The sequence below is a fragment of the Priestia sp. 10L35 genome, assembly GCF_056395685.1.
Window position 1 is genome coordinate 129,261 of the sequence record NZ_JBFTKA010000007.1, and the last position, 24,855, is coordinate 154,115.

Genomic DNA, 24,855 nt, shown 5'->3' on the forward strand with positions numbered 1-24,855 from the left:
AAGCTTTCTTAAAAAAACGCTTTGAAGTCTTCATATCTCATGTTTTGATTTTAGGAGCTAATCCTTACAATTGATTTGATGATTTGTTCCCAGTCTTCACTATGGACTTCATGTCCCGTACGATCAAGAGCTATTAAATTAGCATGAGCAATAGCTTTTGCAAGAGCAAGTCCATGTTCGTATGGGAGTGCCGGATCTTCTGTTCCATGAATAATCAGTGTAGGTATAGTAATTTCACTCAATCTGTCATAATATTGGCCTCCTCCTTGAAGCAAAGCATGGTTAAATCTACTCGGCAGCTGTTTGGCGCGGGCAGCTTCTCTTTCTGCTAGCTTATACATTCTTTTCTCTTCATAAGGTTTTGTTCCACTTAAAATTTTCCATCCACCTGCAAGGTAGGGAACAGTCTCCTCTTGATTTGACCAGTCTATGGAAGCGCTCTTCGTGTGGTAATCAAGTATTCGCTGATCCATTGGGGGCAATTTTTCCGCCTCCGTTCCAAATACGCTTGATGCAATTAAAGTAAGGGAGTCTATGCGATCCGGATATCTAAGAGCAAGGATTTGTCCTATCATCCCGCCCAAAGACATTCCCACAATATGAGCTTTGTCTATAGAGTAAGCATCTAAAACACCAATTGCATCGTCAGCCATATCCGTTATTGTATAGTTAGACGTACCGGGTGGATAAGTGGTAGATCGCCCTAAATCACGATGGTCGTAACGAATAACAAATCTCTCATGTTCAGCGAGGCGAAGACAGAAGTCTTCATCCCACCAATCTAACGAAGACATTGCTCCCATTATTAAAAGTACAGCAGGATTCTTGGGGTTTCCAAAACTTTCTGTACAAATCTCAACGTTATCAATTTTTATTATCTCTTCATTCATTCGTGTACCTCCTTTTAAGTGTTAGAGAAATGAAAAGCAGTCCTTTATTCAGTTCTCTAACATAGGGATATTTCCTTTTAGAATTTTATTTAGGAAATCCATTATTCTACCTATCTCTTTACCTTTTTACTAAAAAGTAAAATATAACGTTCTTGAAAATGTAACTAAGGAAAGAGCCTAAACTTGTTGGAGACTAGGGGGATTCAGCTTTTGCTGTCTGAAACATGTTGATAAGGCAGGAAAGTTGAATGCATGTATGGAAAAATACTTATGTGAGGTGAAATAAAAATGAATGATTACTATGGAGAAAATACCTTTTAAACTTTAATTACATTTTTTCATTTATTACAACTTGATAGATTAATATACATATACAGGATTGCTGAGTTCGTGTGCTATTGGTGAGCATATGAATTCAACGTTCTCATGAGGAGATGCTTTATGAAGCGGTTAATAAATAAAATTGCGATTGTTACTGGTGCTAGTCGGGCAAAAGGTATTGGTACTGAAATATGCAGGGAATTAGCTAGAGAAGGCGCAGATATTTTTTTCACTCATTGGTCAAAGTATGATCGTTTAATGGATTATTGCAATGAGGATGATTTTAAATGGTCGAAACATCTTATGGAAGAGATTCGCAGTCTGGGAGTGCAATGTGAATCAATGGAATTGGATTTATCGCAACCCGATGCACCAAGAAAGCTGCTTGGTGAAGTTCAAAACAAACTAGGTTCTCCATCAATCCTTGTAAATAATGCAACACATTCCGTGGACGTAGATTTTCGTTCTATAGATGCTGATATGCTTGATGCTCATTATAACGTGAATGTTAGAGGAACGTGTCTTTTGACTGTTGAGTTTGCACGTCTAATCGAAGGTAAGCATGGCGGTCGAATTATTAATATGGTTTCAGGTCAAGATAAGTCACCTGAGCCTGGGAATTTGGCTTATGTTGCAACAAAAGGGGCTGTTTCTACGTTTACTAAATCAGTTTCTATTGAATTAGCACCTCTTAAAATTACTGTTAATGCTGTAGATCCTGGACCAACTAACACTGGCTGGATGAGCAGTGAGTTAAAGGAAGAGCTACTGCCAAAGTTCCCAATGGGTCGACTTGGTGAGCCCCGTGATGCCGCAAAATTAGTTATCTTTTTAGCAAGTGAAGAATCAGAATGGATTACTGGACAAATTATTCACTCAGATGGAGGCTTTTGGTGATTTAACATAATAGCGGTCTTCCACTTTTTAGCGGATTTTTGTATGAAACGAGCAGTTAAAAGGATCTTCGAATGAAGATTCTTTTTTATAATGTAACGTAATATGACGATAACCGATTTTCTCCACTTTATTAGTCAGTCCCAAAGGATTGTTGATGGGCTACAAAAGAAAAAGTACGGGCTTTTCTAAATCAGTAGTAAAATGGAGATATTTCATTTATGACGAATGCTTTATCATTTTCACTTATTGACGACAAATAGGATATATTCAGGGGGAATGTTTATATGTCAAGCTTTGAGGACGAAGAAGTGCTAACAGGAGGGAATGTCTCTAACGTTTATCGCTTGGGAGATACTGTACGACGAGAATTAAAATCAGATAGTCATAAATTTCATAAACTATTAAAGCATTTAGAGAACAAAGGTTTTAGTTATGCGCCAAAATTTTTAGGCATTGATGAAAAAGGGAGAGAGGTCTTGTCATTTATTGAAGGTGAAGCTGGTAATTATCCCTTGAAGAAATATATGTGGTCTGACGATGTTTTAATAGAAATAGGGAAAATGCTCCGTCTTTATCATGATTCAGTGAGCGATTTTTCATTTGATGACAGCTGGAAATCAATAGATAACACTCCTAAACCATTTGAGGTACTATGTCATAATGATTTTGCCATATACAACATCATTTTTAAGCACAAAAGACCAGTAGGCGTCATTGATTTTGATGTTGCTGGGCCTGGTCCAAGAATTTGGGACATTGCTTATACTCTTTATACGTGCGTCCCCTTAAGTAGATTTTATCTTTCTGACACAGGTGAGAGGATTTATTATAATTCATTGCAGCACGCTCAACATATAAACCAAAGAGTGAAATTATTTTTTGAATCTTACGGCGAAGAAGTACAAGAAGGTTATTTGGAATTGGTATTGCTGAGATTAGAGGGGTTATGTAAAACAATTACAAGAAAAGCCAGCGAAGGCGACAGTGCGTTCCAGAAAATGATACACCAAGGGCATCTTGAACATTATCAAAATGATATTAAATTTATTCGTGAACATAGGAAAGAATGGGTTTAAGGATAAGTTTTAATTGAAGAAGCAACACACTTTTATTAAAAAGCATGTCTATAACATCCTTTATGTAAATGATGGCTGTTATTCCTGGTAGAGGAGCACTTGTTATGCGAATTATTAATATTAGAGAACAGGTATAGTACAAAGATAAAGCTATTGAATATATTCAGAGATTGTATTTAATAGATTAACTATTAATTTTTATTTGAAATGTTTTTTACTGTTTCAATCAGTGAATAGCGGGTATAAATTGATTATACAAGCGTAGTGCCCCCCAGGAACATGCATGTATATTTCTTTTTCTTACTTACCCTGTTTGAATCCTCTTTTTATGGAGGGTTCTTTTTTTTTGCGTCTAAGAGATATAACTTTTTTAATTATATATATCAAACTCTTTAACATATATGTATTTTATACTCAATAAATCAATGCAACAACAGCAATATAAGATGAAAGAGATTCAGGGTGTTTGTAAGTTGTAGCAACAAAAACAATCGTTATGCAATAAGAGCTAGCTTTTTATATGTGCCCTCGAAAGAGCATCATGTTGACTAGGGGCGAATGTAAGAAGTATTACAGAAATACTATGGACAGGGATGGCCAAATTTTCAATTTGTAAAATATTTTTTTTGCTTTTACGCGTTTTGCTTATGCCAATTTTTGTTTTTTTCATAGTATGTACTATAAATGTATAGGGAGGTGAAGTTATGCCAGGACGTCGTAGTGGAGATCGCCGTACATCTCAATCTCAATCTCGTTCTATAGTAGATAATTTTCGAAGAGGAGATAAAATTCAAGTTTTTTCTGCTGGAAGACAGCTTGATGGAAATGGTACGTTTATTCGAGCAGAAGGCGGATTTTTAGTATGGGAAGATAATTCAGGTAATAGAAATACGACTAGTTTAGAAAGCATCAGCGTTCGCAGATTAAGAAAACGTAGTTGCTAATAATTTGGACAGGCTCTGATTTTATATAAATAAAAAGCACCTTCAAGCTGATAACAGGGTATGGAGTACCGAGTAATCACTTGGAGGTGTTTTTTCTCATGAAAAACTGGGGATTCTGTTTTGGATGCATCCAGTAGGTAGCATTTTTAGAAATTAAATATTGATAGTTGCTTCCTCACTAGTGGTACATGAGCTAATTTATATAAAAGCGACTTACTCAGTGTGTAAGGGAAAAAGTAACTTTAATCTCTGTTCCAGCATGTTCTTTGCTTTGTATATCAATTTCTCCTTTATGGAGGTTCACAATATTTTTAGCAATAGCTAATCCGAGTCCACTTCCTCTTGAATCCCGTTTGCGGGCTTTGTCTACTCGATAAAACCTTTCAAAAACATGAGATTGTTCTTCTTCTGGTATGCCAATGCCATAATCTTTTATTCGGAGAATCGCTTTATGCTGATTACTTTCCAAAAAGACCTCAATTACATCAGTACTATACTTTATAGCATTATCTAAAAAGATAATGATTACTTGTTTCAGCTTCAATTCATCTCCCTTGATGAAAATGGAGGGGGAATTTTTATGCAGAATAATAGGTCGATCATAAACTTGCATGAACTGAGTTACAAGGGCTGTGCTGAGAGAGACAAGGTCAACTGATTTTATATCAACAGGTTCGGAGTCCTCTAATTCAGCTAAACTTAATAGTGTTTTAGTCAAATTTTTCATTCTATTTGTTTCTAAATAAATAGCCTCAATTGCTTCTTTTGCTATTGTTTCGTCTTGTGTTCCATGCCTTCTAAGAATCGTAATAAAACTGCTAATAACAGTCACAGGTGTTTTTAACTCATGAGAGGCATCGGAAATAAATTGCCTTTGTTTCTCTGAGTTTTCCTTCAGTTTACTAATCATACGGTTAAATGTAGCTGCCATTTTGTACACTTCATCTTTTGTTTCAGATTGTATACCAATCTTTTTCAGCGTTCCACTTTGTTCAATATCTTCCATTGTAGAGATCATTGATACAATAGGCTTCATAATGATAGCTGATAGCCATCTGCCAGCTAGAAAAGAGAGAAGAACAGAAACCATGGTAACAGTCCCCATTATGGACAAAATAATATCTTTGCGGCTTTCTAGTCCTGATAACCGCTCACTTATTTCTAACGTGCCGATTACTTTGTGATTCTGATGAATCGGTACGTGAACTACTAAATTTTGATGTTCTTGAAAAGGTCTAAGTTCAAAGTTCTTTTCTGTTGAAAAAGTAGGGGAGATTTTCTGAACAAGGACTTTGTCGTTAGTGACTTGATTAATAGTTGTAGAGTTCGGCCCAACGATTCGAATAAAAGAGTGACTAGGCATGTAAGAGTTTAAAAGGTTTTTGTCTAGTGTTAAGGATTTGGAAATGGGGTATTTTTTCAACATTTCACTCGCATTTTTAAAGACTAAGTGTGCTTCCATATTAACGGTCGTTTTCATAAATAAGAAAAATACAATCGTATTTACAATGAGCAAGCTGACTAACAGAGAAACTGTAATAAACAAGTTAACCTTGGTAGTAATTTTCATATGGTTCCTTTCTTATCACATATCCTACTCCTCTGACGGTGCGAATCAAGGGAGAGTTAATCTCTTCTTCTATTTTCTTTCTCAAATGTCCAATATACACATCTACTACGTTTGTTTCTCCTTCATAATCGTAGCCCCAAACGGTCAAGAGGATATTTTCTCTGCTCAGTACGATATTTTGATTTTTTAGTAAATAAACAAGCAAATCATATTCTTTCGGGGTTAGTATAATCGTTTTGTTTTTTCTTATCACTTCTCTGGCCTCTAAATTCACAGATAAATCTTCTATTGATAAATGAACATCTTTTTTTTCAGTAACTTCTTGAATGATAGCTCCATGGCGAAGACTATTGCGCACCCTAGCTAATACTTCTTCTATTTCGAAGGGCTTGGTGATGTAATCATTTGCTCCATGATCTAGTCCCATCACTTTATCTAGCGTAGTGTCACGGGCTGTCAAAAGAATAACAGGGAGGCAGGCGTTCTTTTTTCTAATTCTTCGAAGGACTTCGATACCGCTAAGTTCTGGAAGCATAACGTCTAATAAAACTAGATCAATGCTATTATGTAAAGCAGCTTCAAGGCCGCTTTTTCCTTCATGCTCTACGAATACTTTGTATCCTTCATGTTCAAGCTCAATTTGAAGAGCTCGTGCAATCATTTCTTCATCTTCAACGATTAAAATACGGTTTTGCATGCAGCTTCTCCTTTCCCGTCGTTCAAAATATAATAAATGCCATTTGGACAAGATAAGTTCCTGTTTAGTTTGACTTTCTTTTTAGTGAACCGCTATAGACTAATACCTTTCATAAGGCGGAAGGTTTCAAGAAGTAAAACGTTTAACCCTAGCCATACTCCTCCAAATACATATCCTGCTGCAATATCGCTGGGATATTGTATGCTCAGGTACAAACGACTAATCGCAATAAGCAATAAAATAAGAATGGCTGCTATTGGTGCTAATGTAGGAGTCCATAATCTTTTAGAGTGTCGAACCAGCATAAATACAGCAAACCCATAAATAACAAAAGCCATCAAAGACTGCTCGCTTGGAAAGGTGTATGAAAGCTGTTCTATCAACGATTTTCTAATAGGAGAGAAATGGTGGAAAATTCGTCTTAGGCTTTCTTCGTATAGCTCTCCGCCGCCTGCAACAGCTACCAGAGATAATAATTCGATTTTTTTATCTCTGCCTTTCCATAAAATCCACACAAGTGTAAAGGAAATTAATGCCACCAGAACTTGCCTGGATCCCAGCATGAAAAATATCCGCATTGGTACATTCCAATCTTTATTAAAAAGGGCTGTTATTAATAGACTCGTTATTTTGTTAAAATCTCCAAACTCGTTTGCGATAAAGTCTTGCGTCATTCCAATCATAAGCAGAATAAACCCTAATGTTACTAATGCTGTAAATATAAAAACAAGCCCTGCCCGTTTCCGCGTATGAAACACATTTACTATCCACTTGAGACAATTAATTGCTATCTTTTTAATCGTTACTTTGAACTTTTTATAAATGTAAATAGCAACGAACAAACTTACAGCTACAATCATCCCAATGATAAAGTACTTCTTGATAGAATTATGAAACTGTTCCCACTGAGGTCCTAATAACTTTCCTAGAGTAATAAATGTGGTGACCCAAAGAAATGATCCGCTATAGGCGTACAGTGCATACGTACGAAAAGGAAGCCGAGTAATTCCTGAAAAATATCCTGTAATATGTCTAATAACAGGGAGGAAATAAGCAATAATCAACAGTTTGTTTCCATGCACACTAAACCATTTTGACATTCTTTCAATTCGCTCTGGCCCCATATGAAGGGTTTTTCCGTATTTATCAAAAAAAGGAGTCCCTAACTTATAACCAACTCCGTAGGCTATGGTCATTCCAACCATACTCCCCATACCAGCCACCAAGATACTTCCCATCCAGCTCAAATGTCCTTGAAAGGCAAGAACCCCGGCGTAGCCCATGAGCAGCTCCCCTGGAAGAGGAAGAGCGAGCAGTTCCAGCATCAATGCTAGAAACAGCACGATATATCCGTATTGATTTATATAAGATGTGATAAAATCCATGGTTTGTCCTTCTTTCATAATATGTATTTGCCTAAAGCACAGTGAATAACTCAAATATGCTTGAATTTGATTGAAAATAAGCTAAGGGAAAAGGTTAATTTCACCTTTGCTTTTCTTTTAATGTAGCACTATTTATAAAAAAAACTTTCTTTTTCATTGATTTTTAATGTTATTTTTAGCCTATTTTTAACTACAAACCGTAGACTGAAAATGTGCTATTTGAAAGCTCAACTTAAGACTGTATGTGTTTCTAATAAATAGTGTAAGAAATTCCTAAACAATCTATGTAACGAAAAAGAAGAAAAGATACACCACACAAATTGATTAAAAAGGCTAAATACCCGGTATTAATTTTTTTATCATGTTTACTCTTTTATCAGTAGAGTAAATCTTTACTTGCATAAACAAAAGAACAAAAAGATGTGGTGAATATTTCAGGTTCCATCATATGACGAAAGAATAAAAACTATAAGGAGGGAAAGTCATGAATAATCGTGAGAAGGATAAATACCTCATTCTTTCCGCTACATTTGGAGAGGGACATAAACAAGTGGCTAATGCGATAAGCGAGGCAGTAAATGAGATCGCTGCTGATGCTGAGCCCATTACCATGGATATCATGGAGTGGATTCATCCCACCCTCTATCCAATCAGCCACTATATTTATAAAAAAAGCATTAAGAAGTTTCCTCAATTGTATAGCTTTTTGTATAAAAAAACTCGTGTAAAAAATTCATTTTCCATTAAGCTAAATTCGATCTTTTTGTCGGGCATGCAAACCGTGCTTAAAATCATACAGGAAATAAAACCGAAAGTAGTGGTTAGTACCTATCCATTTGCCGCCGGGATTATATCAAGATTAAAAGAGCAAGGGTTAATTGATATTCCAGCGGTAACCATCATCACAGATTATACGGATCATTCTTATTGGATTCATCCCTCTACAGACCAATATGTGGTAGGGTCTGCTCGATTGCGTGATCAATTAATTGCGTTAGGGGTAGAGGCAGACAAAATTAAAAACACTGGAATACCTGTACGGAAAAGATTTATGGATGTTCTTCCAAAAGACCTTCTCCTAGATAAATATATGATTAATCCAAATATGTTCACCCTGCTCATCATGGGAGGGGGAGACGGATTTTTTGGAAAAGGGATTTCAACCTTTAAGGCATTAGAAACCATTTCCACACCGATTCAACTTTTTATAGTATGTGGTAAAAATAAGAAATTAAAAACACAATTAGAGTGGGAATTAAAAGACTCGAAGCATGACGTGAGAATTTTTGGATACTGTGAAAAGGTTGAAGAATTAATGTCTATTGCAGATTTAATGATCAGCAAGCCGGGGGGAGTAACAACCTCTGAGGCACTGGCGATGGATCTACCAATACTGCTTTATCATTCGTTACCAGGACAAGAAGAAGACAATGCAGAGTATTTATGCCGTTCGGGATTCGCACTGTCTGCACAGTCAGAAAAAGAGTTAATTGCGCAAATTGAAAATCTTGTCCACGATTCAGCACCTTTAAGATGGATGAAACAAAGAATGAAAAAATATCAAACCAAAACATCATCCATAGACGCTCTCCATGTCATTATTGAAGCAGCAAGACGCGGTCCATTACGTAACGTAACAGATAGTAGAACGATACAAAAGCAAAAGGAGATAGAGGTGAGCATATAATATGGAGTTCATGATTTCTGCTATTATTTTTTTTATTTTATTATACACCGTTATTCCGTATTTCTTATCACGTGGTCTAGGAGTGAACGTAGTTAAAAGAGGAAGGGATTTATCTAAAATTGCTTTTACGTTTGATGATGGTCCGAACCCTGTTTATACGCCGATACTTCTTGATTTATTGAAGAAAAATGAGGTGAAGGCAACCTTTTTTGTGGTCGGTACTAAAGCAGAAAAGTACCCTGAACTCATTCAGCGTATGCATAATGAAGGCCACTTAATCGGAATTCATAACTATGTACATCACTCCAACTGGTTTATGTCGCCTTGGAAAGTTAGAAATGGACTTAAGAATACAGCCAAGGTGATTAAATCTATCGCTGGAGTCACACCTATTTATTATCGCCCGCCTTGGGGAATGCTCAACCTTTTCGATTTTATGAGAAGAGGTAAATATAAGATTATTCTATGGTCAATCATGGCGGAAGATTGGCGAACCTCTGGCGGAAGCGAAAAGATTAAACAAAGCCTGGCCAACATAAAAGGCGGGGACGTCATTTTGCTGCACGACTGCGGAGATACGCTCGGGGCTGAATCCGACGCCCCAAGAAACACAATTAATGCGTTAAAAGATGTATTAAAAACAGTGCAAACAAAAGGATTCACTTGTGTCCGTGTTGATGAATTGGTAGAGAAGCTATAGATAGTAAGAGGATTAGAGGATTGTCTTTATTAAAACTTGCGAATGAAATTTTAATTCTTGTTATTTATTACTGTAACTAAATATCTTGTCTGTTATAAAAAAAGAACCTCTATTTTAAAGAGGTTCTTTTTTATGGTCAGTAAAAATATATGGTAATATAATCATATATTGGTTATATTTATAATTTCGTGATTTTTAAAATCTGTGTTGAATCAACAGTCAATTTAAACGAAATCTATGAAAGTAGGGTAGTTCTTGAAAAAAGTTATTTTGAAATTCTTTGTATATTTTTTAATCTTCTTTGGAGGAAACTTAATGATTAATATTCTGTTTACCTCTAATTTTGATCTTTTAACAGCATTTTCAACCGCTTTTGGAGTTTCCTTTGGGATTGCTATCTTTGAGTATTATATACATAAAAAAGGCAAGGTAGCATAAGGTGCAGTATTTTTCACCCAATACATAAAAGATTTTATTAGAAACTTAAATATCATAGTATTAAATTATAAAAATTTTGAGGTTTGAGATGGGAAATTTGTTGAATTACATTTATTTTTTTGTTGCCATTTTAGTTGGCTTGTACTTTTTTATCACCAATAAACACTCCAGAAAGCCACTATTCATGTTGTTACTATCGATGCTTTTATTTTATAGCAGCGCGTATTTCTTTTACTATAAGACTTATCCAATTAACTTACTCAGTACATTATCCATACTTGTGCTTTGGTGGATTATCCTTTTATTGCTAAGAGAGATTTACTCTAGAGAAGAAAATATTTTCTGGAATCTTTGTTTAATCTATGTAGCGCTATACCACTCTTTGCATTATGTTTTTGATTCATTGGCTCAAAAGAACTTTTTGTATGGATTTATCTTTTATTTTTATACAAATGTAGGATTACTTCTGCTTGGCTTGTACTATTTCTTAAGAGTCTATAAAAATAGAACCGTGCATTAGAATGAAAAAAGCTCTTTGGAGATCAATGTCCGCAATTCTTGTGGCGTTAAATTTTTATAACAGATTGCTTTGCAGAAAATCAATTATTTTTCATCATTTAATAAATATTATTAAATCTCATGGACGCCTTGTATATTTTTATATTATTTACCGCACTTTAAAAGAAAAAGGTGAGGCTGATATAATGGCTAAAATAATTCCATCCTTATGCATTTTGCTTGGGGCTTATGTTCTTATTGTATTCATCGACGTTTTTCAGGGAAGCTATATGTTTCAATCGTTTTATAACCTAAAACAATATTTTGTAATTGCCCGTGGGGAAGATTATTTTTTGGTTATTTTATTTGCTTTACTATTCCTTACTGTTAGCATTTTTCCTGTTTTTAAAAAACAATAGCCTCCCTTCTCATGAAAGGGTAGGCTTTATTTTTTGTTTTATATATGCTGTAATCAGCAATAGGATGGGAATTGCTATATGAAAAGGGAGGTGCAATAAATAAGGAACAATTTTGAGTCCTTCATTTATATGAGCTTGGTAACTAGGAGCAATCATCAGTGAGGAGAAAAAAATAACACCGCCAATTAAATAAATGTTTGTAACAGAAGGTTTCATTCGAAACAAATCAGCCGCGCCAATCACTGCACAAAAGAAATAGATGGTTATTTTAACAAAACCTAAAATGACCATGAGAATGAGAATAAAGGTATCCAGTCTTTGAATAAAACTAGCTATGTTAATGTAACTCACAGCTGTAAGAGCCGGGAAAGAGGATCTTAAAACAGTCTCTGGTCCGAGTACACACAAAAGAATAATTGAATTAATGGTTAAGACCATTCCTCCTATTATGATGGCGGATAACCCAATTGTTGCGGCCTGACTTTTTTTATTTAAATAAGGAAGAATCATAGTAAAGGTAATCAATTCCCCGAAAGGTACAGTAATGCCAAGGGGGACTAACTCTTTTCCTATGTTTCCCCATCCATTCGCTAATACGGGTTGAAGATTCTCCACCTTGATGTAGCCTCCTACTACATACAAAACATTTAATATAAAAAGAGTCAGTAAAATAACAACAAAACATAAGCATGTAACTCGTGCGAATGCTTCTATTCCTAAGTGAACACTATAAATTAACACAAAGGTCATGCATATGCCCAGCGTAATAATCGATGTAACATAGTAAGAAGAGCTAATTAGTAATTCTTCAAAATCACGCAATACTCTGGAAGCAATATAAACAAAATATATAATATAACAAAAGCTGATAGCACCGCCTACGTATTTACCCCAGATTTTAATGAGGTAGCCAGTCAAAGGCATATTAGGGTATCTCTTATATAAGGAGATATAGACTAAATACAGTACACATCCAAAAAAAGTAGACAGCAGGGGGACTATCCATGCATCTTGCCTAGCAGCCTTTCCGATATCTAAAAGTAACGTACTGCCTAATATAAAGATAAACATCATACAAAATAATTGAAACCCATCGATTTTTATTTTAGTCAATGCTTTTTCAGCTCCTCATCTAATTTACCTCATAAGGATTTGTCCGCATTCCGGTATTTACAATACTGACGTTCACATTCATCGATATTTTAGCGCTTGAAAATAGATTCTCCCAATTCTGTTTATGCTGACGCCAATAACTAGGGTTGGTTCGAGACAAGCTATCACCAAAGCCAAATATATCTGTCTTTTCTTTTTGTGCGATGCGAATAGTTTTTGTGATTTCCTTTTGCAATTCCTTTTGTACTTCTTTTTCCAATTCTTTTAATACCTTAGGGTTGCTTAAATCTTTTTGGCATGTTGTTTCCGTAATTTCTCCCATGACGTTCAAATCTGTATGAATGAAAGGTTGCCTATGGCGGATTGCTGTTTTCATTTGGCTTTTTATTCCGGTCGCTGTAACTGTGATATTCTCATTTATACTGCAAGGGAAAACGAGGGCTGTACTCTTTACTTCAGAAGTAACAAGCTGGACAGATCGAGCTTCATCGCCATCTAGCCATCGAACTAATTTTCCTTTTCTAAACATGGCTAATCCTTTTACCTGCATAGCACTTGGGCTGGTATTCTCTAAATTGCCTGCTTCTTCTGCCTTCTGAGAGGGCTTGTTAATGCTGATTCCAGGAAGAGATAGATCTTTTCCCTCACTCAAAAGCATAGAAATAACTTCATATGCTTGTACATTACTAACTATTCCGTACATTTTTTGATTGTTCTGACTGGTACTTAGGATACTTTTGACTGGAGTAACCTCAAAAGGTTCAATCACACCGAGCAATTTCTCAGCAGTCCCATCACGTGCAATAAAAACTGGAATACTTGTACGAGCTTGTTTGCCTCGATCCAAAGCATCAAATAATAAGCTAAGGTCATTTCTTGCTAATTTTTCACCTATAATGATAAGCGAAAGATGTGAAGTAATATGTTCTCTTGGAATGACGATGGAGGCTTTTTTTAATGCCTCTACTAGTGTTTTGGCAGTTACTGTGTAGTTAATGACAGGAAGACCCTGTCCTCCTGACGAACTGCCCTGTGATAAACCACTTGGATTAATGATCTGATAGGTTACTTTATAAGGTTGTTCCAAGTTTTCGTTCTCATCAATTCCCAATCCTATAATAACTCCTATTTGGTTTAATTCTCGATAATTTGAACATCCTGAAATGCATAAACAAATGGCCGTGATCAAAAAAAGTGAAAGGTATGTTTTCATTTTTTATCCTCATTCATCTTTATATGACTTCTATTTATTTTGATGTTTTTTTAAAAGAGATGGCAAAGAGAATCGAACTAAAGTATCCTGTTGCTTTTTAAAATCCAAGGGAGCAAAAGGTGAAAAGTAGGGGATACCGAAAGATCTTAGACTACTTATATGAAGCCATATACATAAGGTCATAAGCAAAATTCCATATAAGCCAATAAATGCTGAAATTAGAATCAAGATAAACCGAAAACCACGGGCCGCATTGACAATGCTAGTAGATGGCAGTGTAAAATTGCTGATGGCAGAAATAGCAACAATGATCACAACAGCTGCTGATACGAAACCTGCTTCTACAGCTGCTTGTCCTAAAATCAGTGCTCCTACAATGGAGACTGCTGGTCCAATTGCTCTAGGCATTCGAATTCCTGCTTCTCGTAACATCTCAAAGGCTAGTTCCATCACTACTATTTCTACAATGGCAGGAAAAGGAACCCTTTCTCGTTGAGCCATTAAGCTGACCATTAATGTGTTTGGAATAAGTCCCTGATGATGCGTAATCAATGCTAAATAGATAGCAGACGCATACATAGAAAGAAAAAAAGAACCAAATCTCAAGATCCTTAAAAAGGAAGAAATATAGTCATTTTGATAATAATCTTCGGGAGACTGGAAAAATTGAGAAAAAATAGCAGGCGCAATTAATACAAAAGGTGTTCCTTGTACAATAATAGCAATTCGACCTTCTAATAAATTTCCTACAACGGCATCAGGTCGTTCCGTATTTAATAGAAGTGGAAAAATAGTGGTCCTATCATCCCGGATAAATTCCTCAATATAGTTCGACTCAAGGACCCCATCTACCTTAATCTCTTTTAAACGTTCTTTGAGTTCCTCTACAATACGTTCATCTGCATTCCCTTGAATATACATGATCCCTATATCTGTTTGGGTTACGCTTCCAATTTTCATGCTGTCTAAACGTAAATTAGAATCCTGAATTCTAGCTCGTATTAAAGAAGTATTAGTTCTTAAATTCTCTGTAAAGCTATCTTTAGGTCCTCTAACAACAGTTTGACTGGTTGGTTCTGTTACTGCGCGGGACTGAAGTTTTTTTGTATTGCCAATAAAAATTTTAGAACTTCCATTCAGTAGTATGACCGTATCACCAGTTAAAACGGCTGACATAAATTCATGCCAATTCTCTTTTATAGTCAATTGAGATACAGTTAATATCTGGGATATTTGTTCTTCTATCTCTTTGACGGTTACTACTTGATTACTTTCCTTAAGCCACTGAATAAGAGGAGTCATGATATTCTCATTTATAATGTTTTCATCTGCTAATCCATCAAGGTGGACAACAGCTGCTTTTGCCGTTTTTTGGTATGGAGACTCCACTATTCGAAATGACACATCAGAACTATTTCCTAGTTCGTTCAATAACCGCTCTATATTTTTATTTACATCATCATATAGAGGAGTTACCGAATAATTTATTGTCTTTTTTTCCTTAGATTCTCTTAGAAGATGTCTTTGTCGCACTTTTTACCACCTTTTATATGAATGAATATTTGTGTATGCAATGAGCACTGTTATTGTCTCTATAATTTGTGAAAAATATGTACATGTAGGAACTTTAGTATCTTCTTTTTTCGCATTAGTTGGGTATCAAAGTAATGCTAAGGATCTTTTAGAGCGTTTAGGTGAAAGACAAAGCTAGTCAGCTAATATGACTTTATATTCAGTGACAAATCAGGAGGTATTTTAAAAAAAGTTAAGTAATTCGATATAAAAAGCAGCCCATATTGCTTTGTATACTTGGAGCTTTTTATATCGGTATTGTAAAGGAAGCAAATATCCACGTTGATGAATTTCAAAATTTCTAATGTGAAATAACAAAAAGCCCTATCCTAAATTTAATTGCTTAGAGATTGGGCTTTTGTATAGAAATATTTTTAATATGATAGATAAATTTCTATTCACATTACTTCTCTATTAAGAAAGGGTACTCTCTTTTATGCTTTAACGGTCTGTTTTTTCACAGGAATATAGATATCAATCTCTTTGTTTTCCGAACCATAGCATCTTTTGTCATACAATTCAAATTCCATTGATCCGTAGTGCTCATAACCTGATTCAGGGAACCATTCTGTAAAAACATAATTCCATGTGGACTGAATGGAAGAAGTAAAAGATTCTTCATTTGATTTTGGTGTAGTAAATACAGCATATTCTAGTTCAGGGAAGCTTCTGTAAACTGTTCCTTCAGGCGCTGGAGTGCCTTCCTCTACTTCCATGCCAATTACATAAACAAATTCACCCGTTTCAGGATTAAAATCAGTGCAAATGCCAAGCTCCGCGTTTTCGTTTAGGGGATTGGGGATTTTAGAGCCTAATCCATTTTGCATGTACTGTTGCCAAAATTCAGGAATGTCTTTATTATTCTGGCCACCTTCGTTTTTTGTTTTTAGCTCATATCCAATGACATAAAAAGCAGGTTTAGTGACTAGCTTTGGTTCCATCTTATTTCCTCCTGACAAAAGTGTGATAGTTAGGTAGGCTTTTCCCCGCAGCGGTCCAGATATTCTCCTTGCGTTACGGTATTGCTTCGGTGAAACATCATAAAACTTTTTGAACGCTCTGTTAAATGATTCTTGGTATTGGAAACCAACATCAAGTGCGATATCAATGACTTTTTCATCTTTGAAAAATAAGCGTTCTGCTGCGCGTGTGAGTCTTCGTTTCCTCACATAATCCATCACCGATTCTCCAACCATGGCTTGGAAGACACGGTGATAATGAAAAGGAGAAAAGCAAGCAATTTCTGCTAACTTTTCTAAAGTAATTTGTGTCTCCAAATTCTCCTCAATGTAATCTAGCGTTCTTTGTATACAAGTTACATAATTCATTTACATTCACCTACCTTACGTTCACTATAACAGCAAACAAATCGTTGTTCTTAACATTTTTTGCTATATTCAATTAGATGAGGATAGTTTTGCAATATACGCCTCTAGAGGTATAGTTTTAAAGGGATGCAGATAGTGAATTTTTTTATGTAAATTAATGATATTGATACATATTTAAAGGGAAAGTTTGAATTGATTTTATGAGGAAGTCCATTTAATTATTATGAAACTATAAATCAAAAGTTACCTAGTGAATTATCTTATCTAACCTTAAAAAAATGCTTAAGAACGCTGAATTTTAAATTTTATTGCCTTTTTCATCATAAGCTTATTATTTGAAAAAGGGGATTCTGGTACTAATTATGAATACAATTTATAATATGTTTTAAATATATTCTTCAAGAATTAAAAATTCCCCCACCTTAGGCTTGCTAAGTAGGGAGAATCCAGTATAAGAATATTTTTAAAAATCTAATAGAGGATTATGAATGCTCACTTTCGTCTATTTCGTCTTATTTTTACGTAAGTAGTCGATGATGTACCAATGACGTTCCCGCAGGAGTCTAATGCTTTTACTTGAAAATAGGGGCCAACTGCCTGAGCATGAATATCTGTTTCGAATCCAGTACAAGGGGTACTAAATACCACTACTGCTAATTTAAAAGGTGTTGGGCCTGCCAGTACCTGCCAAGCGACCGTTTCTGTTGAACCATTCCATGATGCGTAAACTGTAGCTTCACCGTCATGCAATAAGTCTACAGTTATGCTAGGCGGATAAAGTGGTAGACCTACCCACTTATTTTTAAACGCTCGATACGAAAGATTCTGATTTGGATACTGCATATCATATAACAAGTTAAATGAAGGGTTTCTCCTTGTATTGCCAGCGTTCCTAAATTCCGAAAGGTACGGTTCTTGCCCCCACCCAATGAGTTGATTTCCATTAGAAAGCTTTTGCGCATTTCCTTGACTTGGAACATATAAAGCTGGGTCATGATAATACGTTCGATCTACATTGGCGATCTTGTGTTTATAATCTAAGTGAAGAATTAAACCACGCGCTTGCTCTTGAGGTGGAGAATCAGGAGAAGCACAGCAGGCATTGTCAAACAAGCTTATCCTGTTTTCGGACCTGTATCGTGCATCATGCTGCCAAGAAAATGTAGCGTTCGGCCCAAGCTTAAAATCACTTTGCTTTCCACCAAGTTGCCAAATTACCTTTCCCGTATCTTTGTCAATGTTATAAATAGCCCACATACTACGCATGCTCACTAAAAGTGTGTTGTTTGGACCTTCTTCGACTGAATTTACGTGGTAACAATCCCATATATTATTAGAGCTTGTGGCGGATGAAGCAGGTACCATCGAATCAGCTGGATTAATATGTTTAAGTACATCCCAAAAGAAGAGAAGCTCTCCCGTCTCAATGTCTATTTCTTGAATAGAGTAATTACTAAAATACCCGTGTAATGGCCCTCCATACTTAGATAAATCTGCAGGTACTTGTTTTACCCCTGTAAACAAAGCCGTATTCCGTTTGGTGATTGTAAACTCGTGCAAATCAGAGGTAAACCCTTTTTTAGCAAATAACTTTTTAATGACCTCATAATGCTGATTGATAATTTGAAAATGAGCACCAGGCTCAGGTTCACCTACTGGAAGGTTAGGGTTTGCAGTTTGAGTTCCTGAAACTGTTCCTTGCCACATCGTAAGAACAGGGTTTTCATGGTACATTTGTACTCGAAAGTCTGTGTTTTGGATATACCTACTAGCAAGCGGTCTAAACCACACTGGATTACCCGTCTGATTCATAATTAGTGCCCCAGTTTGCCCAATCATCGCTGCTTCATATACCGTATAGGGCGCAACAAATAATAGGCCGGGAGCTGTTCCAGGCTTATCAACATTAACGGTAACCTTCATGGGATGTAAATTAGGAGCTGAAACAAAATTCCATACTTGCGGGTTTGAATGACTAGTGAATGATTGTGAATTAAAATTATTCATTCCCACTCTCATCCCCTCTAACTTTTATTATTAAACACTGTCTCTTGAGCTATTAATATGTCATTTGCTTCAAAATATGTAGGTGCTGTTTAGGTTTAGTTGTGTCTTTTGTTTGCTCGTGATTAGCAGGTCAAGAGAAGTGTAAAACGAAAAGTAGCGGAGACTTTATAAATAAAACTAAAGCCGCAAACGGAAGGGAAGAGGAAAAGATAGAGAATTTTCTAGGTGAAAGAATATTAATACGGAAGGATCTTGGACGAAAAAGTTAAAAACAATTTAATAAATAGAAGAGTTTAGTATATTTTAAATACTTATATATAGATAAAACATACTTGAAAAACGAGCTCTTGTTTATGAAGGGCTCGTTTATGCATCATTGGTGTAGAAAGACTTTGATTATGTTTAAAAATTTCTGCTTTGTTGCGAGAGTGATTCTATAAAAGGTAAAAACTAAAGCCTATCGCAATGTAGGTACCAACAAGTAAAACACCTTCGAACCAGTTGGAATCACCGTCGTTCACAACGGTCACCGTCATGAGAGCGGCAAGGATCATCGCAATCATTTCCGCTGTATTAAATACAAGAGGCAAGAAATCATACAAGTATGAAAACAGAACGAGTATAGGAGCAACAAACATGGCCGTTTGGACGGTTGAACCAATGGAAATCTCCACCATTACGTCCATTCTGTTATTATAGGCCATTGCAATTGCTGACACGTACTCTGCAGCACTTCCGACTATGGCCACAACAATAATTCCAATAAAAACGTGACTCCATCCTAAGGCAGCACCTACTGGCTCAATGGTGCCAACAAGTTTTTCACTAATATAAGCTAGTACAATTGTGGCCAGTCCAAGTACAACGATTGCTTTCTTTTTTTCCCATTCTGGTTCCTCTCCATTTTCTTCTGCGTTTCCAGTAAAAATCCCCTTATGCGTGACAAGTTTAAAAAGAAGAGCAAGCAGGTAAATGGTCAGCATCACAATAGCAAAAGAAGTTGATAGAACCTGCATATCTTTATCATCCAAGCGTTTTGCAAAGATAAATGGCAATACAAAAGTTACGATAATAGCAAACATTAAGAGAGAGGTATTATGTCGTGTTTTAAACACACTAAATTTTTGCTTTTTAAATCGAATTCCTCCAACAATCATTGATATTCCGCTCGCAAAAAGTAGATTAACGAGAACTGCTCCAGTAATAGAGGAAATGACGATTGTATTTAGTCCTTTACTTAATGCAAAAAACGAAATAATAATTTCTGCAGCGTTGCCAAACGTAGCATTAAGTAATCCCCCTGCTGTTGGACCTACTACAACGCTAAGGCTTTCAGTAGAACGTCTGATGTAATTAGCCAAACTAATTAATGTCACACAATAAATAAAGAACATTAAAATATAATTCCAATTAAAAATGCTGCCAATAATTGAAAGAGGTACACCAATAATCATAAAAATGAAAAAGACTTTATTCATATTTTCCTCCATGGTCATTTATAGATCCTATAGCAAGAAGAGAAGCTCTATATTATCTTAGCGTTTTTATTAATATAACTCTTAAGACTTTTGTTATTCACATGGAGAGTGCAACTAGCAATCAACTCGACGCATAGAAAGAGAACATACTTAATAATAGCTGGTGTAAAGTTAAAAAAGAAAAGAATCGTACAAGATAAGGCGCTATGAACTCCTCAAGATAAGCTTCAAAGTATATTGAATAGTCTGCTCTGAATAACCAATATGTATCTTTTACATGCTAAAAAGATATGAATTTTTCAAACGCCCATAATTAACGTTTGCGTTAACGTTAATTATGGGTAATGTAGTTTATAGATTTAAAAATAATTAGAATGAAGCACCATTTAAATATGATTCAAACTGGTCATTATCATTAAAGGAGAGAGCTATTATGTATACACTTGGAGAACTATTAGAGCAAAGGGCTACACAATCTGCTGAAAAGGAGGCTTTAATTTGGAGTACATCTTACCATACATTTAAAGAATATAATGAACGTGTCAATCAACTCGCTCATTACCTGTTAAGCCATAACATTAAAAAAGGGGATCGAATTGCAATTCTCTGTCAAAACAATCATCCGTTTCCTACGATTCTGCTAGCCGCATTAAGAATCGGAGCCGTAGCGGTTCCTATTAGCTGGCAGCTTACGAAGTATGAAATTATCGATATTTTAGATAGTGCACAACCTAAAATTATTTTCTACGACCAAAAATTTCATGAGGTTATTCCTTTTGATTCTGAAATATTAAATGACGTGATTACTTTACAAGTAGGAAGAAAAAATAGTGTGGAGACAGTTGAAGAATATAATGAAATTTTTTCTGCGTATTCTATACTAAATCCCAATATACAGGTCTCTCAAGATGACATAGCTATGCTTCTTTTTACTTCCGGAACAACTGGCAATGCAAAAGGCTGTATGATTGAGCATGGTCATGTGTATTCTTATATACAACCATCTAGTCAACGAATCGATTATGAAAAGGATGGTCGTTTTCTTGCCTCGCATCCTTTTTATCATATGAGTTCTATTAATAATATTTTGAAATCTGTTTCCAACGGGATGGGGTTATTTTTGTTGTCAGATCCTACACCGGAAATCATTTGGGAAACGATTGAAACTCATAAGATCACTATGATATTAGCGTTTCCCTCTATGTACATACAAATGCTCGAAGCGGTGAAAAATGAAGGGGCAAAGAAATCTTCACTAAAGGTTGCTATTGCAGGAGGGGCAAAAGTTCCTGCTTATCTTATTAAGGAATATGAAAAATTAGACATCAGCATGATACAAGGTTATGGAAGTACAGAAGCATGGACAGTCAGTGTATGGACACCAAATATGGGAAATGAAAAAATTGAATCAGCAGGTAAGCCTCTTTCTGGTGTAGAAGTGAAAATTATTGATCCCGAGTCAGGACAAGAAGTGAAAACAGGAGAAGTTGGAGAAATTATCATAAAAAGCCCCTATTGTTTTAAAGGCTATTGGCATAATCAAGAGGCGACTGACAAAGTCCTTAGAGATGGCTGGTTCTATATGGGGGACGCTGGAAAGGTAGATCAAGACGGCTTTTTATATATTATGGGACGCTTTAAAGATGTTATCGTATATGGCGGTGATAATATCTATCCTGATCAGGTAGAAGAAATAATTGAGCAAATAGATACGGTTATAGAAGCTGCTGTAGTAGGAGTAGAAGACCCAGTTTATGAAGAAAAACCTAGAGCGTATGTGGTAAAAGATCCTCATTCTTCTTTAACAAAAGAAGATATCTTAAAATATTGTAGAGATCGTCTAGCAAGCTACAAAATTCCCGAAGTTTATTTTATTGATAAACTTCCTAAAAATCAGCTCGGTAAAGTATTAAAAAGAGAACTGAAATGAAGATAGTTAAAGCGTGGACTGAATGCAGTCCACGCTTTTAAGATGGGGGAGATCCTACATAACAAAAGCTTCATTATTTTAACGCAAAAATGTTAAGTGGAAAGCTTCTTGATATCAGTGTAACAAATACGAAGGGTATTCTCATATTCAGATTCATAGCCTGTAAATAACACCTTTTTTTCTTTATTATCATAGTGAAATCCGAAGTTTTTTAAATCATTTCTCAATATATCTTCACTAATTTTAATGGAAGAAGCAATATCTTCATAAGTAGCACCATTATTTAGTTTTTGAACAATCTCACTGATTAACAAATTAAATGAACTTGGTATTAAAAGAAGTGTAGAAAGCCACATGTTTCTGCTGAGGAATTGTTCTTCTTACCTTTGTATTTCTCACTAATAATAGTAAGAAGTATCACCCTATGTTATGACCTGGGTTTGCTTTTTTCTTGGTTTTAATATTTACTGCTCTTTTTCTGGTACCATTTCAACTTTACCTGGCCAAAAAGCAAATCTTCCTAAAACCGTAGTAATCGCAGGTACAAGGAACGGTCGCACAATAAATGTATCTAACAGAACACCTAAAGCCGTGATAATTCCAAACTGAACCAGAACTTGAATAGGCAGTGTTGCTAGAACCGCGAAGGTAGCAGCTAAGATGATTCCAGCTGATGTAATAACACCGCTTGTTTCGCTTACACCTTCTTTAATTGCTTGCTTTAATGGCATATGCTTCTTTTTCTGCCAGATGCTTGAGATCATAAAGATATTATAATCCTCACCAAGCGCCACTAAAAATACAAATGCGTATAAAGGGATCGCTCCTTGGATAGCATCTGCCCCCATGATGTTGTGAATAATGAGCCAGCCTAATCCTAAGGCTGCACTGTAGGATAAGATAACCGTTCCAACCAAGTAAAGCATGGCTACAATGGAACGCAAGTAAGCTAATAGCAGGAGCGATATAAAAATAATAATTAATGGGACAATGATACTGTCGTCTTTATCACTCGTGGTCATTGTGTCATACTGTGTTGCTGTTTGACCGCCGATCCATACTTTGGATTTGACTGCAGAAACTCCGGACTGTGACAGCGCCTTTTCAGCTGCATCTCTCAAGTCTGGAATAGCTTTCATTGCTTCTATACTATATGGATTCACATTAAACGTAACGTCATATACTTTTAGATCCTCATTATTTGTACCACTTTGAGGTGCAGAAACAGTACTAATAAGGTCATTTTTCTTTAATGCTTTTTCAAGGTCAACCGATTTTCCTTCCTTATCAATGACTACTTGTGCTGGTGCTAGTTCACCAGGAGAGTAAGCATCAGAAATAATCGTAAATCCTTCACGAGAAGGCATATCTTCAGGGAAAGAAGACAATAAATCATATGTGTACTTGATTTGACTAGAGTAAATGGATAAAGCTCCAAAAAAGACTAGACAAGCTACAATGATTGTCCATGGTTTCGTCGTAACCACATTACCAATCCAATTCCCGAAACGGTTTTTCGCTTTTCGGTCACGCACCGGTTTTCCTTTCTTTTTCGCCAATTCTTCTTCCATTTCAGGAGTACGAGGGACGAAAGGATAAAAAGAACCTCTTCCCATAACCGAAAGCAGGGCGGGAATAAGTGTTAAACTTGCTAATCCCATAATTAGAATAGATAAGCTAAACGGGATTGCAAAACGGTGGTAAGCACCGTATTTTGCTACAATCAAGGCCAGAAGAGAGATGACAACTGTAAATCCACTCATAGCTATAGCACCTGAAGCACCTTTAAAGGCATTGATAAGGGCTTGTCTCTTATCTTTTACTTTACGAAGCTCATCACGATAATGAGAAATTAAAAATAAACAATAGTCTGTTCCTGCTCCAAATAACAAGACCGTCATAATGGATATGGACTGCGAGTCAACCGTAATCCATTCTTTATCTGCCAAAATACCGAGAATCGGACTCAGAACCCCATAGGCAAAACCCACACCGATTAAAGGAATAATCGCTAAAATTGGGGAACGATAAATGACAAGAAGTAAAATTAAGACTAATAAAACTGTCGCGATTAGTAAGGAAACGTCTGCTCCTTCAAATAAGCTGGTTGCATCTACTTGAATTCCTACAGGTCCGGTAACGCGCGTGCTTAGCTTATCTTTTGCATCGATATCTGTAGCAAAAGAATCATATGAAACCTGTTCTTTTACTTGTTTTTTAATCTTGTCTAGATTTTTTTCTAGTACATCTGTTTCAACGTTTTCTTTAAAGAAAATGGGCTGTACAAGCGTTGTACCGTCCTTTGAAATCATTTTTTGTAAAGCTGCTAACGGTAATTTTTGCAAAGGCGGAGTAGACGTTTGTTTTTCTAATGGTTTCTTTTCTAAATCTGCCGCCACTTGCTGAATAGATTTTAAGTCATCGGTATTCAAACCGGATTCTTTATGCCATGTAAGTAAGGCAGGAACCCCTGAAGAGTTAGGGAATTCTTTCTTTATAAGATTTTCAGCCTCTACGGAAGGTGAATTCTCACTTAAGTTTGGTGCATTGTTCACTTCCGTTTTATTAACGGCAGGCCAAGCAATTGTTAGAACTGCAGTTGCTAGAATCCATACTGCAATAACAACCCAACGACTCACTTTTCCAGTCATCAATCGACTGAATGTTGCTAAAGGTGATTCTTTCATTAATT

The 24,855-nt window shown here is 35.9% G+C and carries 20 protein-coding genes; 8 read left to right on the top strand and 12 right to left on the bottom strand.

From position 1 onward, the window contains the following. Positions 1-50: 50 nt before the first annotated feature. Positions 51-890 (bottom strand): alpha/beta fold macrolide esterase, encoded by an 840-nt coding sequence (mle, locus tag AC1DEF_RS22830; RefSeq protein WP_043980736.1) that lies wholly within the window; start codon positions 888-890, stop codon positions 51-53. 441 nt (positions 891-1,331) lie between these two features. On the opposite strand from mle, the gene AC1DEF_RS22835 reads away from it, so the two are divergent. The 3 genes from AC1DEF_RS22835 to AC1DEF_RS22845 all read left to right on the top strand — a co-directional run bounded on the left by AC1DEF_RS22835 (position 1,332) and on the right by AC1DEF_RS22845 (position 4,128). Further along, on the top strand, positions 1,332-2,108 hold the full coding sequence (locus AC1DEF_RS22835; RefSeq protein ID WP_097823802.1) for an SDR family oxidoreductase: 777 nt from the start codon (positions 1,332-1,334) through the stop codon (positions 2,106-2,108). A 284-nt stretch (positions 2,109-2,392) separates the two neighbouring features. Further along, on the top strand, positions 2,393-3,184 hold the full coding sequence (locus AC1DEF_RS22840; RefSeq protein WP_097823801.1) for an aminoglycoside phosphotransferase family protein: 792 nt from the start codon (positions 2,393-2,395) through the stop codon (positions 3,182-3,184). A gap of 704 nt (positions 3,185-3,888) precedes the next feature. Further along, positions 3,889-4,128 carry a hypothetical protein gene (locus AC1DEF_RS22845; RefSeq protein ID WP_025749171.1) on the top strand — a complete coding sequence of 80 codons (240 nt, stop codon included), beginning with the start codon at positions 3,889-3,891 and terminating at the stop codon, positions 4,126-4,128. A 217-nt stretch (positions 4,129-4,345) separates the two neighbouring features. Here the strand turns inward: AC1DEF_RS22845 and AC1DEF_RS22850 are convergent, their stop codons facing one another. The 3 genes from AC1DEF_RS22850 to AC1DEF_RS22860 form a co-directional block, all read right to left on the bottom strand. Continuing rightward, positions 4,346-5,698, bottom strand: a complete 1,353-nt coding sequence (locus AC1DEF_RS22850) for a sensor histidine kinase (RefSeq protein WP_097823800.1) — start codon at positions 5,696-5,698, stop codon at positions 4,346-4,348. Continuing rightward, positions 5,676-6,395 (bottom strand): response regulator transcription factor, encoded by a 720-nt coding sequence (locus AC1DEF_RS22855; protein WP_097823799.1) that lies wholly within the window; start codon positions 6,393-6,395, stop codon positions 5,676-5,678. Before AC1DEF_RS22855 ends, AC1DEF_RS22850 begins: the two co-directional genes overlap by 23 nt. Before the next feature lie 92 nt (positions 6,396-6,487). Next, complete coding sequence (locus tag AC1DEF_RS22860) at positions 6,488-7,780, bottom strand: VTT domain-containing protein (RefSeq protein ID WP_176521247.1); 1,293 nt, start codon at positions 7,778-7,780, stop codon at positions 6,488-6,490. Positions 7,781-8,264: 484 nt separating this feature from the next. Between AC1DEF_RS22860 and AC1DEF_RS22865 the strand changes: the two genes are divergently transcribed. From AC1DEF_RS22865 to AC1DEF_RS22880, 4 genes are all read left to right on the top strand, one after another. Further along, the gene (locus tag AC1DEF_RS22865; RefSeq protein WP_097823797.1) at positions 8,265-9,467 is read left to right on the top strand and encodes an MGDG synthase family glycosyltransferase; all 1,203 of its coding nucleotides are present in this window, start codon (positions 8,265-8,267) and stop codon (positions 9,465-9,467) included. Between the two features lies 1 nt (position 9,468). Beyond that, a complete protein-coding gene (locus tag AC1DEF_RS22870; protein WP_477727558.1) occupies positions 9,469-10,167 on the top strand; it encodes a polysaccharide deacetylase family protein in 699 nt (232 codons plus the stop codon). Between the two features lie 315 nt (positions 10,168-10,482). Further along, positions 10,483-10,605, top strand: coding sequence for a hypothetical protein (locus tag AC1DEF_RS22875; protein ID WP_280559401.1), 123 nt, complete (start codon positions 10,483-10,485; stop codon positions 10,603-10,605). A 521-nt stretch (positions 10,606-11,126) separates the two neighbouring features. After that, positions 11,127-11,522: a YczF family membrane protein gene (locus AC1DEF_RS22880; RefSeq protein ID WP_477727559.1), complete on the top strand. Its 396-nt coding sequence runs from the start codon at positions 11,127-11,129 to the stop codon at positions 11,520-11,522. A 9-nt stretch (positions 11,523-11,531) separates the two neighbouring features. Here AC1DEF_RS22880 and AC1DEF_RS22885 read toward each other — a convergent pair whose 3' ends face one another. The 6 genes from AC1DEF_RS22885 to cax all read right to left on the bottom strand — a co-directional run bounded on the left by AC1DEF_RS22885 (position 11,532) and on the right by cax (position 20,233). Next, entirely contained in the window at positions 11,532-12,635 is a 1,104-nt protein-coding gene (locus AC1DEF_RS22885) for a GerAB/ArcD/ProY family transporter (RefSeq protein ID WP_477727560.1), read from the bottom strand. Positions 12,636-12,654: 19 nt separating this feature from the next. Then, positions 12,655-13,848 carry a Ger(x)C family spore germination protein gene (locus AC1DEF_RS22890; protein ID WP_477727561.1) on the bottom strand — a complete coding sequence of 398 codons (1,194 nt, stop codon included), beginning with the start codon at positions 13,846-13,848 and terminating at the stop codon, positions 12,655-12,657. Positions 13,849-13,878: 30 nt separating this feature from the next. Next, positions 13,879-15,381 (bottom strand): spore germination protein, encoded by a 1,503-nt coding sequence (locus tag AC1DEF_RS22895; RefSeq protein ID WP_097823792.1) that lies wholly within the window; start codon positions 15,379-15,381, stop codon positions 13,879-13,881. Between the two features lie 473 nt (positions 15,382-15,854). Further along, the gene (locus AC1DEF_RS22900) at positions 15,855-16,748 is read right to left on the bottom strand and encodes an AraC family transcriptional regulator (protein ID WP_477727562.1); all 894 of its coding nucleotides are present in this window, start codon (positions 16,746-16,748) and stop codon (positions 15,855-15,857) included. Positions 16,749-17,240: 492 nt separating this feature from the next. Then, on the bottom strand, positions 17,241-18,755 hold the full coding sequence (locus AC1DEF_RS22905) for an arylsulfotransferase family protein (protein WP_097824370.1): 1,515 nt from the start codon (positions 18,753-18,755) through the stop codon (positions 17,241-17,243). Positions 18,756-19,189: 434 nt separating this feature from the next. After that, on the bottom strand, positions 19,190-20,233 hold the full coding sequence (gene cax, locus AC1DEF_RS22910) for a calcium/proton exchanger (RefSeq protein WP_097823790.1): 1,044 nt from the start codon (positions 20,231-20,233) through the stop codon (positions 19,190-19,192). A 433-nt stretch (positions 20,234-20,666) separates the two neighbouring features. On the opposite strand from cax, the gene AC1DEF_RS22915 reads away from it, so the two are divergent. After that, the gene (locus AC1DEF_RS22915) at positions 20,667-22,163 is read left to right on the top strand and encodes a class I adenylate-forming enzyme family protein (RefSeq protein ID WP_097823789.1); all 1,497 of its coding nucleotides are present in this window, start codon (positions 20,667-20,669) and stop codon (positions 22,161-22,163) included. Between the two features lie 92 nt (positions 22,164-22,255). Here the strand turns inward: AC1DEF_RS22915 and AC1DEF_RS22920 are convergent, their stop codons facing one another. Both AC1DEF_RS22920 and AC1DEF_RS22925 read right to left on the bottom strand, forming a co-directional pair. Beyond that, a complete protein-coding gene (locus tag AC1DEF_RS22920; RefSeq protein ID WP_043980769.1) occupies positions 22,256-22,477 on the bottom strand; it encodes a hypothetical protein in 222 nt (73 codons plus the stop codon). Positions 22,478-22,627: 150 nt separating this feature from the next. Then, positions 22,628-24,850: an MMPL family transporter gene (locus AC1DEF_RS22925; RefSeq protein WP_097823788.1), complete on the bottom strand. Its 2,223-nt coding sequence runs from the start codon at positions 24,848-24,850 to the stop codon at positions 22,628-22,630. Positions 24,851-24,855: the final 5 nt, after the last annotated feature.

What these genes read in the sequence shown, in the direction of transcription:
- mle (WP_043980736.1), bottom strand. Translation starts at nt 890, where the DNA reads ATGAATGAAGAGATAATAAAAATTGATAACGTTGAGATTTGTACAGAA.
- AC1DEF_RS22835 (WP_097823802.1), top strand. Translation starts at nt 1,332, where the DNA reads ATGAAGCGGTTAATAAATAAAATTGCGATTGTTACTGGTGCTAGTCGG.
- AC1DEF_RS22840 (WP_097823801.1), top strand. Translation starts at nt 2,393, where the DNA reads ATGTCAAGCTTTGAGGACGAAGAAGTGCTAACAGGAGGGAATGTCTCT.
- AC1DEF_RS22845 (WP_025749171.1), top strand. Translation starts at nt 3,889, where the DNA reads ATGCCAGGACGTCGTAGTGGAGATCGCCGTACATCTCAATCTCAATCT.
- AC1DEF_RS22850 (WP_097823800.1), bottom strand. Translation starts at nt 5,698, where the DNA reads ATGAAAATTACTACCAAGGTTAACTTGTTTATTACAGTTTCTCTGTTA.
- AC1DEF_RS22855 (WP_097823799.1), bottom strand. Translation starts at nt 6,395, where the DNA reads ATGCAAAACCGTATTTTAATCGTTGAAGATGAAGAAATGATTGCACGA.
- AC1DEF_RS22860 (WP_176521247.1), bottom strand. Translation starts at nt 7,780, where the DNA reads ATGGATTTTATCACATCTTATATAAATCAATACGGATATATCGTGCTG.
- AC1DEF_RS22865 (WP_097823797.1), top strand. Translation starts at nt 8,265, where the DNA reads ATGAATAATCGTGAGAAGGATAAATACCTCATTCTTTCCGCTACATTT.
- AC1DEF_RS22870 (WP_477727558.1), top strand. Translation starts at nt 9,469, where the DNA reads ATGGAGTTCATGATTTCTGCTATTATTTTTTTTATTTTATTATACACC.
- AC1DEF_RS22875 (WP_280559401.1), top strand. Translation starts at nt 10,483, where the DNA reads ATGATTAATATTCTGTTTACCTCTAATTTTGATCTTTTAACAGCATTT.
- AC1DEF_RS22880 (WP_477727559.1), top strand. Translation starts at nt 11,127, where the DNA reads ATGAAAAAAGCTCTTTGGAGATCAATGTCCGCAATTCTTGTGGCGTTA.
- AC1DEF_RS22890 (WP_477727561.1), bottom strand. Translation starts at nt 13,848, where the DNA reads ATGAAAACATACCTTTCACTTTTTTTGATCACGGCCATTTGTTTATGC.
- AC1DEF_RS22900 (WP_477727562.1), bottom strand. Translation starts at nt 16,748, where the DNA reads ATGAATTATGTAACTTGTATACAAAGAACGCTAGATTACATTGAGGAG.
- AC1DEF_RS22905 (WP_097824370.1), bottom strand. Translation starts at nt 18,755, where the DNA reads ATGAATAATTTTAATTCACAATCATTCACTAGTCATTCAAACCCGCAA.
- cax (WP_097823790.1), bottom strand. Translation starts at nt 20,233, where the DNA reads ATGAATAAAGTCTTTTTCATTTTTATGATTATTGGTGTACCTCTTTCA.
- AC1DEF_RS22915 (WP_097823789.1), top strand. Translation starts at nt 20,667, where the DNA reads ATGTATACACTTGGAGAACTATTAGAGCAAAGGGCTACACAATCTGCT.
- AC1DEF_RS22925 (WP_097823788.1), bottom strand. Translation starts at nt 24,850, where the DNA reads ATGAAAGAATCACCTTTAGCAACATTCAGTCGATTGATGACTGGAAAA.